General features: G+C 66.7%; 12 protein-coding genes. All 12 read right to left on the bottom strand.

Going from position 1 to position 13023, the window contains the following annotated elements; genetic code table 11:
- Positions 1–85 precede the first annotated feature (85 nt).
- Positions 86–841 (bottom strand): F0F1 ATP synthase subunit A, encoded by a 756-nt coding sequence (gene atpB, locus G6N47_RS15435; protein ID WP_083134771.1) that lies wholly within the window; start codon positions 839–841, stop codon positions 86–88.
- Positions 834–1301, bottom strand: a complete 468-nt coding sequence (locus tag G6N47_RS15430; RefSeq protein WP_083134772.1) for an ATP synthase subunit I — start codon at positions 1299–1301, stop codon at positions 834–836. The genes atpB and G6N47_RS15430 overlap by 8 nt, the downstream gene beginning before the upstream one ends.
- 227 nt (positions 1302–1528) lie before the next feature.
- Positions 1529–2713, bottom strand: a complete 1185-nt coding sequence (locus G6N47_RS15425; protein WP_083134773.1) for a glycosyltransferase family 4 protein — start codon at positions 2711–2713, stop codon at positions 1529–1531.
- Between the two features lie 7 nt (positions 2714–2720).
- Entirely contained in the window at positions 2721–3374 is a 654-nt protein-coding gene (locus tag G6N47_RS15420; RefSeq protein ID WP_083134774.1) for an L-threonylcarbamoyladenylate synthase, read from the bottom strand.
- Positions 3367–4215 carry a peptide chain release factor N(5)-glutamine methyltransferase gene (gene prmC / locus G6N47_RS15415; RefSeq protein ID WP_083134775.1) on the bottom strand — a complete coding sequence of 283 codons (849 nt, stop codon included), beginning with the start codon at positions 4213–4215 and terminating at the stop codon, positions 3367–3369. Before prmC ends, G6N47_RS15420 begins: the two co-directional genes overlap by 8 nt.
- On the bottom strand, positions 4212–5285 hold the full coding sequence (gene prfA, locus G6N47_RS15410) for a peptide chain release factor 1 (RefSeq protein ID WP_083134776.1): 1074 nt from the start codon (positions 5283–5285) through the stop codon (positions 4212–4214). The genes prmC and prfA overlap by 4 nt, the downstream gene beginning before the upstream one ends.
- A gap of 327 nt (positions 5286–5612) precedes the next feature.
- The gene (gene rpmE / locus G6N47_RS15405; protein WP_083132651.1) at positions 5613–5855 is read right to left on the bottom strand and encodes a 50S ribosomal protein L31; all 243 of its coding nucleotides are present in this window, start codon (positions 5853–5855) and stop codon (positions 5613–5615) included.
- A gap of 104 nt (positions 5856–5959) precedes the next feature.
- Positions 5960–7564 (bottom strand): fatty-acid--CoA ligase FadD1, encoded by a 1605-nt coding sequence (fadD1, locus tag G6N47_RS15400; RefSeq protein ID WP_083132631.1) that lies wholly within the window; start codon positions 7562–7564, stop codon positions 5960–5962.
- Positions 7565–7644: 80 nt separating this feature from the next.
- A complete protein-coding gene (rho, locus tag G6N47_RS15395) occupies positions 7645–9402 on the bottom strand; it encodes a transcription termination factor Rho (protein ID WP_083132630.1) in 1758 nt (585 codons plus the stop codon).
- 269 nt (positions 9403–9671) lie between these two features.
- Complete coding sequence (gene thrB / locus G6N47_RS15390; RefSeq protein WP_083132629.1) at positions 9672–10616, bottom strand: homoserine kinase; 945 nt, start codon at positions 10614–10616, stop codon at positions 9672–9674.
- Positions 10617–11699 (bottom strand): threonine synthase, encoded by a 1083-nt coding sequence (gene thrC, locus G6N47_RS15385; RefSeq protein WP_083132628.1) that lies wholly within the window; start codon positions 11697–11699, stop codon positions 10617–10619.
- Positions 11696–13021 (bottom strand): homoserine dehydrogenase, encoded by a 1326-nt coding sequence (locus G6N47_RS15380; RefSeq protein ID WP_083132627.1) that lies wholly within the window; start codon positions 13019–13021, stop codon positions 11696–11698. The genes thrC and G6N47_RS15380 overlap by 4 nt, the downstream gene beginning before the upstream one ends.
- Between the last annotated feature and the right edge of the window lie 2 nt (positions 13022–13023).

Below are 13023 nucleotides of genomic sequence, written 5' to 3'. Positions count from 1 at the left end.
TGCCATTCCATATCCTCCTTGACGTCTGGTAGCGGTCTACCAGATTCCTGTAGTGGTCCTTGCCTCAGGCGAACTCGTGAATCGTCTACCCGTGGTCTTCTTCCATTTCCATTGCCTGACTGAAGTACAAGATCGTCAGCAACGCGAAGATGAAGGCCTGGATCAACCCGACGAACAGGTCGAATGCCTTCCAGATGGCGTTGGGCGCCCACAAGATATACGGCGGGAAGAGCGCGATCAGCGCGACCAGGATCCCACCGGCGAAGATGTTGCCAAAAAGTCGGAGCGACAACGAGATCGGCTTTGCGACCTCTTCGACGAGATTAAAGGGGGCCATGAAAGCGACGTGACCCTTGAGCACCCCGACCGGGTGTCCCACTATGCCGCGCCGACGGAAACCGGCCGCGTGGTAGCAGATGAACACGAAGAGCGCCAAAGCCAGCACGTAGTTGATGTCCGCCGCGGCCGACTTGAGCAACTCGGTGGTGTGACCGGCAGCGTCGGTGTACTGCAGCGGCAGCACCGAGAGCCAGTTGGAGATCAGGATGTAGACGAAGATCGTGACCGCCAGCGGCAGCACGAACGGGGCGATCCGCATGCCGATCGCGCTCTCGATCTGATTGCGCATGCCGATGGTGATCGCCTCGAAGAACAGCTGCACACCGCCCGGCACACCACTCGAGGTGACCTTGGCGCGCAGGAAGAATGCCAGCGCGATCACGATGACCGCGGCGATGGCGCTCGACAGGACCGTGTCGGTGTTGACCGTCAGCCCGAACCAATTGGCGGTGGTGTGCTCGCCGACTTCGATGTTTGCCTCGGCCAGCAGCGCCTCAGTCATCACTGCCTTCCCTCCCCTCAGTACCGCTGCCGCCCGCAGCCGGCTCGACGGTTCCCGCGCGCATCTTCCGCCAAACCGGCAGAGCGGTGCTGAGCACAAGCAGCACCTGGAAAAGCGCCAGTCCAAAAACTACGCCCAACCCCTCCGGCCGGAAGGCAAACGCGATGATCAGTCCGATCACGGAGATAACCAGGAGCCGCCCCGCCGAATTCAACGCCATCTTCTTTTTCAGCGGATGCGCGTCGGCGGTGATCACCGCGACCGAACGCCGCACACCGAGGGCGTTGAGCAAACCCATCAGAAGCCCGATCCCGAAGAAGACGCCGAGCATCGGATGGTCGAGCCAACCGGCCGCGGCGATCGCCCCAGCGGTCAGGACAACGGAGATGACAAGTAGCCGGATCGGCCGGAACGCAACGGACGGAAACACCAACGGCGCGTCCTGCGCTGGCGTTGTCACAGCTGCACCTCAGTCCTCGCTCGGGGGAAGAGTGGCCTGGTTGATTCGTGCGTGGCCCGCCACAGCGTATCGGAGGGCAAATACCGCGCTCGAATCACCCAAGGAGTAGCTCCCCATGTCGGTCGTAGGTCGGCGCGATCGGAACTGAATCCGACGGCCGGTGGCCGGCAACCCGCGAGGTTTATTTCGGGTTCTAGCTGCACCGTACCACACGGAAGGCGACCCTACTACTCCTCGTCGTAGACGTCGTCGCCGCGTCGTAGCAATGGGATCAACGTGGCGATGATCGCGACAACGATCGCGGCCAGCATCACCACTCCGGTCTCACGCGGGTCGAAGAAAATCGAGCTCGCCGCCCCGAACGCGACGATGCCCACCCACAGATAGATGAGTAGGACCACGCGGCGATGTGAGTGACCGATCTGGAGCAGGCGGTGATGCAGGTGCATTTTGTCCGGGGTGGAGAAGTGCACACCGGCGCGGGTGCGACGAATCACCGCCAGCAACATGTCGAGCATGGGCACGAACATGACCGCTACCACCAACAGGAACGGGGACAGCAGAGCAAACACATCGCGGGCGCCGTAGGCGTTCTGCGAAATGGGTCCCGCTGCCGTTGTCGAGGCGGCCGCCAGCATCAGGCCGATCAGCATCGACCCGGAGTCGCCCATGAAGATCTTGGCCCGGTGGAAGTTGTGTGGCAGGAATCCCAGGCAGGCCCCGGCAAGCACCACCGAGATCACCGCGGGCGGATAGAACAGGACGTCGCCGCCGTGGTCACGAAGCAGGCCGACGGAAAACATGCAGATTGCCAGCGCGGTGATGAGCCCGAGACCCGCGGCCAGTCCGTCGAGGCCGTCGACGAAGTTCATCGCGTTGACGATCGACACGGTCAGCGCCAGCGTCAGCAGGATCGACGAAGCCTGGTCCAGCACGATGGTTCCGACGCCGCCGACCGGGATGTAGAGCACGCTCCAGGCGACGCCCATGGTGACGAGCACGCTGGCCGCGGTGATCTGGCCGGCGAACTTCGTCAGCGCGTCGAGGCCCCACTTGTCGTCGATCAGACCGATGCCCATGATCACGCCGCCGGCCACCAGCACGGCGGGCATGCCGGAGGAATAGACGAAGCCGCGCGTGAGCGCCGGAAGCTGGGATGCGAGAAAGACAGCTGCGATGACACCGAGATACATGGCCAGTCCGCCCATCCGGGGCGTCGGCGTTTCATGGACGTCGCGTTCGCGCGGGTAGGCCACCGCACCGAACCGGGTCGCCATCACACGGACCGGTCCAGTAGCGAAGTAGGTGATGATCGCGGCGGTGAGCCCCACCAGCGCAAGCTCGCGCAACGGGACGCCGGTGCCGCGATCCGAAAGCGCAAGCACGCTGACCACTTCGCGACCGTACTGCATGACCCGATCAGCCCATCAAAGCTGCGGCGTCCACCCCGAGCACCGCGGCGATGGCGTCTGCGCTCACGGGCCCGGGCCGCAGGATGCGCGGGGTCGGCCCGGTCAGGTCCAAGATCGTCGACGCCGCCTGCTGCGCGGAGGGACCCGCGTCGAGATAGACCTCGACGGAATCTCCGAGTTGCCGACGGGCATCGTCGGCGTCGACGGCGGGCGGCTGCCCGGAGACGTTGGCGCTGGACACCGCCATCGGACCGACCTCGCGCAGCACGTCGATGGCAACCGGGTGCAGCGGCATCCGCAACATCACGGTGCCGCGGGCATTGCCGAGGTCCCACTGCAGCGACGGAGCCTGCTGGACAACCAGGCTGAGCGCGCCGGGCCAGAATGCGCGGATGAGGTCCCGAGTCCCCTGTGGCACGTTGAGGGCCAGGCCGTCGATGGTGTTCCAGGAGCCGACCAGCACTCCGACCGGCATGTCCCGACCGCGTCTCTTCGCCGCAAGCAGCGCGGCGACTGCTGCGCTGTCGAAGGCGTCGGCGCCGATGCCGTAGACGGTGTCGGTCGGCATGACGATCAGCCGGCCGTTCTTGACCGCGCCGGCCGCCGCAGCGATTCCGCGAGCACGCTGGTCGGGGTCGGTGCAGTCGAAAACGTCAGTCATAGCTGCCCTTTCGGCGGGCGGTCACGAACCTGGGCCGGCGGGCCAGATCAGCATGCGCCACGATCTCGTCGAAAAGCCCTGTGCCGGTGACTAATTCAGATGTCTGCGCCGAGGTGGTGTCGTCGTGCTCGACAGCGAACAGGCCGCCCGGACGCAACAGCCGACCGGCCAGCGCAGTGACCGCGGTGATCACCGTCATCCCGTCCGGGCCACCGAACACCGCATGGGGCGGATCATGTTGTGCCACTTCGGCTTCCAGCTCGGCGTTGTCAGGAACGTATGGCGGGTTCGCCACCACCAGGTCGACGTGGCCGTCGAGCTCGCTGAGCAGGCCGGGGGTGGTGACGTCGGCGCGCAGCAGTTTCACCGCCGTGCCGGCGGTGTTGCGTCGGGCGTAGTCCAGGGCGACGGCGGAGTCGTCGACGCCCAGCACCCGGGCCGACGGCCAGTAGTGCGCCAGCGCGACGGCCAGCGCGCCGGATCCGGTGCAGAGGTCGACGATGACCGGCGGGATGGGAAGACGTTGCGCGGTAGCCCATTCCAGCATGGCCTCGGTTTCCGGACGCGGGATGAACACGCCTGGCCCGACGTTCAGCGTCACTGGCCCGAAGGCCACCGTGCCGGTGAGGTGTTGCAGGGGCACCCGTCGCGAACGTTCCGAGATAACCGACTGGTAGCGGGCGAAGAACTCGTCGCCGGGTGAGTCCAGCAGCGGGAGGCGTCCGCGCTCGGTGCCGGCCAGATACGCGGCCAACTCCTCAGCGTCGTAACGGGCAGAGTCGATTCCGGCTTCCGCCAATCTCGCAGCAGCCGAGTCGATCGCGTGCCGCAGTTGAGTCATGCCTGCTGCAGTCGGGACTGCTTGTCTGCGGCGCTCAGCGCGTCGAACAAGTCGTCGAGGTCGCCGTCGAGAACCTGATCCAGATTGTGTGACTTGTAGCCGATGCGGTGGTCGGTGATGCGGTTCTCCGGGAAGTTGTACGTGCGAATGCGTTCGCTGCGGTCCACCGTGCGGATCTGGCTGGCCCGATCGGCGGAGGCGTCGGCCAGCGCCTGCTCCTCGGCCATCGCCTGCAGCCGGGCGGCCAGCACCTGCAGGGCACGGGTCTTGTTCTGCAGCTGGGAACGCTCGTTTTGGCAGGTCACGACGATGCCGGTGGGCAGGTGGGTGATACGCACCGCCGAGTCGGTGGTGTTGACACCTTGCCCGCCCTTGCCGGACGAGCGGTAGACGTCGATGCGCAGGTCCGACTCGTCGATCTGCACCTCCCCCACTTCCTCGGGCTCCGGATAGACCAGCACGCCGGCCGCCGAAGTATGCACGCGCCCTTGGGATTCGGTGACCGGCACGCGCTGTACGCGGTGCACGCCGCCCTCGAATTTCATTCGCGACCACACGCCGTCGGCGGAGTCGCCCTTGCTGGCGATCGACAGTGTGGCGTCCTTGTAGCCGCCCAGATCCGAGGTGGTCTCGTCCAGGACGGTCACCGTCCAGCCATGCCGCTCGGCGTAGCGGATGTACATCCTGGCCAAATCGGCGGCGAACAACGCCGATTCCTCGCCGCCCTCACCGGATTTCACCTCGAGCAGGATGTCGTCGGCGTCGTGCGGGTCGCGAGGCGCCAGCATGTCGGTGAGCTGGGTGTCCAGTTCGGCGGCCCGCACTTCGAGTTCGGCGACCTCGGCGACAAACGAGTCGTCGGAGGCGGCCAGCTCCCGTGCGGCCTCCAGGTCGCCGCGCACCGTCTCGAGTTTGCGGTGGGTGGCGACGATCGGCGCCAACTGGGCGAAGCGACGGCCGACTTTGCGGGCATTGGCCGGATTGCTGTGCAGTTCCGGATCGGCCAGCTGACGCTCGAGTTCGGCGTGTTCGGCCAGCAGCGCGTCGATAGCTTGCACGCTTCGCGTCATGCGCCGCTCCTCCTCATCGCTTCGCTCTGCATCGTCGCCGGCGCGGCGTCATGCGCCGCTCCTCCTCATCGCTTCGCTCTGCATCGTCGCCGGCGCGGCGTCATGCGCCGCTCCTCCTCATCGCTTCGCTCTGCATCGTCGCCGGCGCGGCGTCATGCGCCGCTCCTCCTCATCGCTTCGCTCTGCATCGTCGCCGGCGCGGCGTCATGCGCCGCTCCTCCTCATCGCTTCGCTCTGCATCGTCGCCGGCGCGGCGTCATGTGAACCTCCGAACACAAAACGACGCCCGACCTGCGCGGGGTTCCGCGACAGGTTCGGGCGTCGGCGCTACTTGTCGGCGTTGGGCTCTTTGTCGGCGCCGGCCTTGCGCTTGCCGTAGCGCTTCTCGAAGCGGGCCACACGACCGCCGCTGTCCAGAATCTTCTGCTTGCCGGTGTAGAACGGGTGGCACTGCGAGCAGACCTCGACCACGATGTGGCCGCTCTCCTTGGTGCTGCGGGTGGTGAAAGTGTTGCCGCACCCGCAGACCACGGTGGTCTCGACGTACGCAGGGTGAATGCCTGTTTTCATGGTTTCCTCTTCAATCGTCGGCCGCCGGGTCGCCCGCATCACAGTCATGGGACGTGAACCGGAACCTGAGGGGTTGGCGGTTGATTATGCCAGCTCAGCCGCCCTCAGCCCAAACGCGGGGACGTCGGCGCGCATTCCCGAGCACCATAGGTCCTCTCGCGGGGCGCACGCGTCCACAGCACCCCGCCGTAGACCGCGGTGCCGCGGGCCCGCAGCTCCCGCTTGAGGATCTTGTTGGTCGCCGTGCTGGGCAGGCTGTCGGTGATCCACACGTAGCGCGGCCAGGCCTTGGGTGAAAGGTCGGGCTGGCCGGCCAGGAACTCGCCGAACTCCTGCGGTGTCAACTCGGCGTCGTCGGCCAGTACGATCGCGGCCATCACCTGGTCGCCGACGTGCTCGTCGGGCACCGCATACACCGCGACCTGGCTGATCGCCGGCAACCGCTGCAGGATGCGCTCGATGGGCGCCGTCGTCATGTTCTCCCCGTCGACCCGCAGCCAGTCCCCGCTGCGCCCGGCGAAATAGATCCAGCCGTCGTCGTCGCGATAGGCCAAATCACCCGACCAGTACATGCCGTCCCGCAGCCGCGCGTCGGTGGCGTCCGGGTCGTTGTAGTAGCCGGCGAACAGCCCGGCGCCGGTGGTGTTGACCAGCTCGCCGATCGCCTCCTCGGCGTTGGTCAGGGCGCCGTCGTCGTCGAATCGGGCGGGAGGGCACTCGGTGAGCGTTTCGGGGTTGTAGATCGCCACGCCGGGAAAGCCGCGGCCCAGCGAGCCGGGCGGACAGCCGTCCTCGCGGGTGATGATGATCGCGCCTTCGGTGGAGCCGAAGCCGTCCCACACCGTGCAGTCGAACCGCCGGCTGAACTCGGCGATGTCGCGGTCGCTGGCCTCGTTGCCGAACGCCACCCGCAGCGGGTTGTCGTGATCGTCGGGCTGCTCGGGAGTGGCCAGCACGTAGGCCAGCGGCTTGCCGACGTAGTTCATGTACGTCGCGCCGTAGCGGCGCAGGTCCGCCAGCAGACGCGACGCCGAGAAGGTCGCCGGCACCATCGCAGCCCCGGAGCCCACCGCCACGCTCCAGCCGGCCAACAGTGCGTTGGAGTGAAACAGCGGCATCGACAGATAACAGACGTCGGAGTGGGTGACCCCGAACCGCTCGATCAGCGTCGTGCCGGCGAACAGCACGGTCAGGTGGGTCACCTGCACCGCCTTCGGCTCGCCGCTGGTGCCTGAGGTGAAGATCATCATGAAGGTGTCGGTGGGCGTGACCTCGCGTTGCGGGGTAAGCGGCCCGGCCGTTGCGAGCAGCTTCGCCCAATCGCCGCTCGACGTGTCGAAGACCCGTACTCCGGGCAGCTCCAGACCGTCGAGCAGGCCGCGGTGCGCGGCATCGGTGAGCAGGATCTGGCAGTCGGCCCGCACGATGTCCCGGGCCAGGGCCTCGCCGCGGCGGGTGTCGTTGATGCCGCACAGCACATAGCCGCCCAGCGCAGCCGCCGCCGTCGCGGTGAGCATCTCCGGTGTGTTGCCCAGCAGCGCGCCGACATGCAGTGGGCGTTGGCGGTCGGCGATGCCGATCAAGGTGGCGGCGACGGCCGAGGCGCCGGCGAGATGCTCGCGCCAACTCCACACGCGGTCGCCGTACTTCACGGCCGGACCGTCGTCGGCAACGCGTTCGCGAAGCAGTTGCTGCAGAGTGTCCGCCACGGACTCGCACCTTACCGGCGCGACGTCAATTGGTTAGCGGGACGGCGGTTTGGCGGTTGGCAGTGATGTGCTACGTCCAGTTAGTCGTTGTCCATGCCCGGAGTGGTCTTGGACACCTGCACCAGGAATTCGTAGTTGTTCTTGGTCTTGCGCAGCTGCGAGATCAGCAGATCGATCGCTTGATGCGAATCCAGCCCTGAGAGCACCCTGCGCAGTTTGTGCACGATCGCGAATTCGTCTGGCGACAAGAGCAATTCGTCCTTGCGGGTACCGGACGGGGCCACGTCGACCGCGGGGAACACCCGTCGCTCGGCGATCTTGCGGTCCAGTTTGAGCTCGGCGTTACCGGTGCCCTTGAACTCTTCGAAAATCACTGTGTCACCGGTGGATCCGGTCTCCACCATCGCCGTGGCGATGATGGTCAGCGACCCGCCTTCCTCGATGTTGCGCGCAGCGCCGAGGAATCGCTTGGGCGGGTACAGCGCGGTGGAGTCCACACCACCGGACAGGATGCGGCCCGACGCCGGTGAGGCGTTGTTGTAGGCGCGGCCCAGCCGGGTGATCGAGTCGAGCAACACCACGACGTCCTTGCCCTGCTCGACCAGCCGCTTGGCGCGCTCGATGGCCAGCTCGGCAACCGAGGTGTGGTCGGACGGTGGCCGGTCGAAGGTCGAGGCGATGACCTCGCCCTTGACCGAGCGCTGCATGTCGGTGACCTCCTCGGGCCGCTCGTCGACGAGCACGACCATGAGGTGGCATTCCGGATTGTTCTTGGCGATCGCGTTGGCGGTGTCCTGCAGGATCGTCGTCTTACCCGCTTTCGGCGGCGACACGATCAGCGCACGCTGGCCCTTCCCGATCGGCATGATCAGGTCGATCACCCGGGTGGTGAGCCGTTCGGGGGTGGTTTCCAGGCGCAGCCGCTGGTTGGGGTACAGCGGGGTGAGTTTGCCGAATTCCGGACGCTTCTTGGCGTCTTCGACAGGCCCGCCGTTGACGGTGTCCAAACGCACCAGCGGGTTGAACTTCTGCCGGGGATTTTGCCCGCCGCCTTCCCCTTCTCGGGGCACCCGCACCGCGCCGGTCACGGCATCGCCGCGGCGCAAGCCGTTCTTGCGCACCATGTTCATCGACACGTAGACGTCGTGCGGGCCGGCCAGATAGCCGGAGGTGCGCACGAACGCGTAGTTGTCCAGGACGTCGAGAATGCCGGCCACAGGCTGGACGACGTCGTCTTCACGCAGTTCGGCTTCACCGCCGTCACCGGACCGCTCGCCGCGGCGCCTGCGCTCCCGGAACCGGCGGCCCCGCCGGCCCTGGCGTCCTTCGCCGTCGTCGTCTTGCTGGTTCGAGCCGCCGCGGTTCTGCTGCCCGCCCTGCTGGTCCGCACCTTTGTCCGACTCGCGCTCGTCGGTCTTGGTGTCCTGCTGGTCGCGTGTCTCGGTCTGCTTGTCGCCCTGCTCGGCAGCGGCGGAGTCGGCATCGCGAGGAGCGCTGCGTCGTTCGCGGCGGGGAGCCTCGTCGGAGACCGTATCGGTTTGCGCAGCCGCCGGTTCGGCCTTGTCGTCCTCTTTGGCCGCCGCGCCGTTGGCGTGTCCTTGGATTTCCCGGATCGCCGCGATCAGTTCGTTCTTGCGCATGCCCGAGGTGCCCTTGACGCCGGCCCGGTTGGCCAGCGCACGCAATTCGGGAAGCACCATCGTGGACAGCGAACCGTCTTTGGTATTCACCGCCGGCGTGGATGCGTCCGAAGCGGTGGGAGTGTCTGGGGTCACGGAATTCGACAGCTTGTCGTTCTGGGTGCTGTCGCCAGCCGTGATGAGGTCCGTATCAGTCACGGATTTCCTTTCTTCCCTCGCTGATCGGATCACGCGAGGGGTTCGTTGCATTCAGCCAAATCGCCGAGTGCTGCCAACCATCGACTCTGCAACGGTGATCGCCAAGACTGGCAAGTTAAATGGCGAACCATCGTCCACGAGAAGAATTGGTGGTTGTCCTGGTGGCACGCAGTGTCTATGCATGATGCAGAAGCTGCGATTGCTGGACGGCTCCGAGGATAACCCGCTTTTTTGCCGGAAGCAAGAAACCCGTCTCCCGCCTGTCGACGTCAACTGGGAACCGCAACTCCAGAACTCCAGCGAACTCCGTCGCCTGCGCTCATCTCGCGGACGATGAACCCGTTTGCCATGCCGTACTCGATGGCCTCGGGGGGCAACTCCGGCTCCGTGCTCAGTGCGATCACCGCAGGTCCGGCACCGGAAAGTACAGCTGCAATGCCGTAACGCCGCAACAGCCGAAGGTATTCCGCCGACGCCGGCATCGCGGGCGCCCGCTGGGGCTGGTGCAGCACATCCTCGGTGGCGGCCATCAGCAGGTCCGGCCGTTCGGTGAGGGCGACGACCAACAGCGCAGCGCGGCTCACGTTGAAGCGCGCGTCGCCGTGGCTGACCTGCGCGGGGAGCAGCACCCGAGTCTCCGCGGTCGACGAGCGGGCCTCGGGAATCGCCGGAAACAGATGGATGTCGGGGTGGAGCCGCAACGGCACCGCGGCATAGCCGGGCGGCTCGCGGGTGCTGTCGGTCCACGACACCACCGCGCCACCGAGCACTGCGGCCGCGGCGTTGTCCGGATGGCCTTCGAACTGCGAGGCCAGCTGGATGAGTTGCGTTTCACTGAGCGGAGTCGAATCTACTTGCGCCAGAAGGCCGTTCACTGCCGCGAGGCCTCCGACCACCGCCGCGGCGGACGAGCCGAGCCCGCGAGAGTGCGGGATCACATTGCGACATCGCACGGCCAGGCCGGAAGCGCTGACGCCGGCTGCCTGCAGGCCGCATTCGACGGCCCGGACCACCAAGTGATCGGCGCCGCGCGAGAGTTGCTCGGCGTCCTCACCTTCGACGTGCACGGTCAAGCCGGAAGTCGTTGTCTCGACGACGATTTCGTCGTAAAGACTCAACGCCAGGCCGATGCTGTCGAAGCCCGGGCCGAGATTGGCGGTCGACGCCGCGACGACGGCGCTGGCCAAGAGCCCGGAAGGCAGCACCGGGGTCATCTAAACGAGCCCCAACTTCGCGACGACGGCGACGGGGTCGACGGGTACGGGCGACACGCTCGGCAGGTCTTTCAGTGCGGTGTCGGGATCCTTGAGGCCATTGCCGGTCACCGTACACACGACGGTCGAGCCGCGCGGCACCCAGCCGTCCTCGATGGATTTGAGCAGACCGGCGATGCTGGCCGCCGACGCCGGCTCCACGAAGACCCCTTCGGAGCGGGCCACCAGGTGGTAGGCGGCCAGGATCTCGTCGTCGGTGGCAGCCAGGAAGCGCCCGCCAGACTGCTGCTGCGCCTCGACGGCCGACGTCCACGACGCCGGCGAGCCGATGCGGATCGCGGTGGCGATGGTCTCGGGCTTGCTCACCGGCTGGCCCAGCACCAGCGGCGCCGCGCCGGCCGCCTGGGTTCCCAGCATGCGGGGCAGCTTGTCGATGACACCCTCGCGGTGATATTCGGTGTAGCCCTTCCAGTACGCGGTGATGTTGCCGGCGTTGCCGACCGGCAGCGCATGCACGTCAGGCGCGACGCCGAGCGCGTCGACGATCTCGAATGCCGCCGTCTTCTGGCCCTCGATGCGCACCGGATTGACCGAGTTGACCAGTGAGATGGTCGGAAAATCGTTGGCCATCTTGCGGGCCAGTTCCAGGCAGTCGTCGAAGTTGCCGTCGATCTGGATGATCTTGGCGCCGTGCATCACCGCCTGGGCCAGCTTGCCCATTGCGATCTTGCCCTGTGGTATGAGCACCGCACAGGTGATGCCCGCGCGCGCAGCGTAGGCGGCCGCCGACGCCGAGGTGTTTCCCGTCGACGCGCACAGCACGGCCTTTTGGCCGCGGGCCACCGCGTCGGTGACCGCCATGGTCATGCCGCGGTCCTTGAACGAGCCGGTGGGATTGAGGCCCTCGACCTTCAGATGCACTGTGCAGCCGGTCAACTCGGACAGCCCGGTCGCATGGACCAACGGGGTGCCGCCCTCGAACAGGGTGACCGGGGTCCAGTCGTCGCCGACGGGCAGCCGGTCACGGTAGGCCGCAATCACACCCGGCCACGGCTGATGGGTGCTGGTCTTCGGCACACTCATGGGTTGGTTCCTTCCAGCCGCAGCACACTGGCCACGGCCTGCACCACATCCAGATCCTCCAGCGCGGCGACCGTTTCGGACAGTGCGCCGTCGGTGGCCCGGTGGGTGACGACGACGACGCGAGCCCCGACCCGCTGGCCGCCCTGGTCGACCACGCCTTCCTGCCGGACTTCGGCGATGCTCACTTCCCGTTTGGCGAATTCTGCTGCCACCGAGGACAATACGCCGGGCTCATCGGCGACGTGCATGCTGACGTAGTAGCGGGTCGAAGCGAGGCTTATCGGAATGACCGGCAGCTGAGCGTATTTGGACTCCCGTGGGCCGCGGCTGCCCAGCACACGGTTGCGGGCGGCCATCACCAAGTCTCCGGTTACCGCCGAGGCGGTCGGCGCTCCCCCGGCACCCTGGCCGTAGAACATCAATCGACCGGCGGCTTCGGCCTCGACCACCACCGCGTTGAAGGCGCCGTTGACCGCGGCCAGCGGATGGCTCAACGGCACCAGCGCGGGATAGACCCGCGCCGAAACGCGTTGCTGGCCACCGTCGACCTTGACGCGTTCACAGATGGCCAGCAGTTTGATGGTGCAGCCCAGCGCGCGCGCCGACTCGAAGTCGTCGGGAGTGATGTGAGTGATGCCCTCCCGGTAGACGTCGTCGGCGGTAACGCGAGTGTGAAAGGCAATGGACGCCAGGATGGCGGCCTTGGCGGCGGCGTCGTAACCCTCGACGTCGGCGGTGGGATCGGCCTCCGCATAGCCGAGCGCACTCGCGTCGGCCAACGCAGCGGCGTAGTCGGCGCCGGTGCTGGCCATCTCGGAGAGGATGTAGTTGGTGGTGCCGTTGACGATGCCGGCCACCCGCTGAACCGTGTCGCCTGCCAGCGACTGGGTCAGCGGGCGGATGACCGGGATGGCACCCGCCACGGCGGCCTCGAAATACAGGTCGACGTTGGCGGTTTCGGCCGCCTGGGCGAGTTCGCCGGTGGAGATCGACAGCAGCGCCTTGTTCGCGGTGACGACGGACTTGCCGTGCTCGAGCGCCGACAGGATCGCCTTGCGCGCCGGTTCGACCGGCCCCATCAGCTCGACGACAATGTCGACGTCCTCGCGGGATACCAGCTCTTCGATGTTGTCGGTGAGCAACTCGATGGGCACGCCGCGGTCGGCGGCCACCCGGCGCACACCAATTCCGCGCAGCACCAAGGGGGCACCGATCCGGGCCGCGAGGTCGTCGGCGCTGTCCTCGATGATGCGGACAACCTCACTGCCGACATTGCCCAAGCCCAGCACCGCTACACCGACCGGCTTTCCGTTACCGCTCACGC

Source organism: Mycobacterium branderi (assembly GCF_010728725.1).
Lineage (GTDB): Bacteria > Actinomycetota > Actinomycetes > Mycobacteriales > Mycobacteriaceae > Mycobacterium > Mycobacterium branderi.
This window is presented reverse-complemented; position numbering and strand designations above follow the sequence as displayed.

Coding starts and splice junctions, on each gene's coding strand:
- rpmE (WP_083132651.1), bottom strand. CDS start 5,855: ATGAAAACAGGCATTCACCCTGCGTACGTCGAGACCACCGTGGTCTGC.
- G6N47_RS15425 (WP_083134773.1), bottom strand. CDS start 2,713: ATGCAGTACGGTCGCGAAGTGGTCAGCGTGCTTGCGCTTTCGGATCGC.
- atpB (WP_083134771.1), bottom strand. CDS start 841: ATGACTGAGGCGCTGCTGGCCGAGGCAAACATCGAAGTCGGCGAGCAC.
- G6N47_RS15420 (WP_083134774.1), bottom strand. CDS start 3,374: ATGACTGACGTTTTCGACTGCACCGACCCCGACCAGCGTGCTCGCGGA.
- prmC (WP_083134775.1), bottom strand. CDS start 4,215: ATGACTCAACTGCGGCACGCGATCGACTCGGCTGCTGCGAGATTGGCG.
- thrC (WP_083132628.1), bottom strand. CDS start 11,699: ATGAGTGTGCCGAAGACCAGCACCCATCAGCCGTGGCCGGGTGTGATT.
- prfA (WP_083134776.1), bottom strand. CDS start 5,285: ATGACGCGAAGCGTGCAAGCTATCGACGCGCTGCTGGCCGAACACGCC.
- thrB (WP_083132629.1), bottom strand. CDS start 10,616: ATGACCCCGGTGCTGCCTTCCGGGCTCTTGGCCAGCGCCGTCGTCGCG.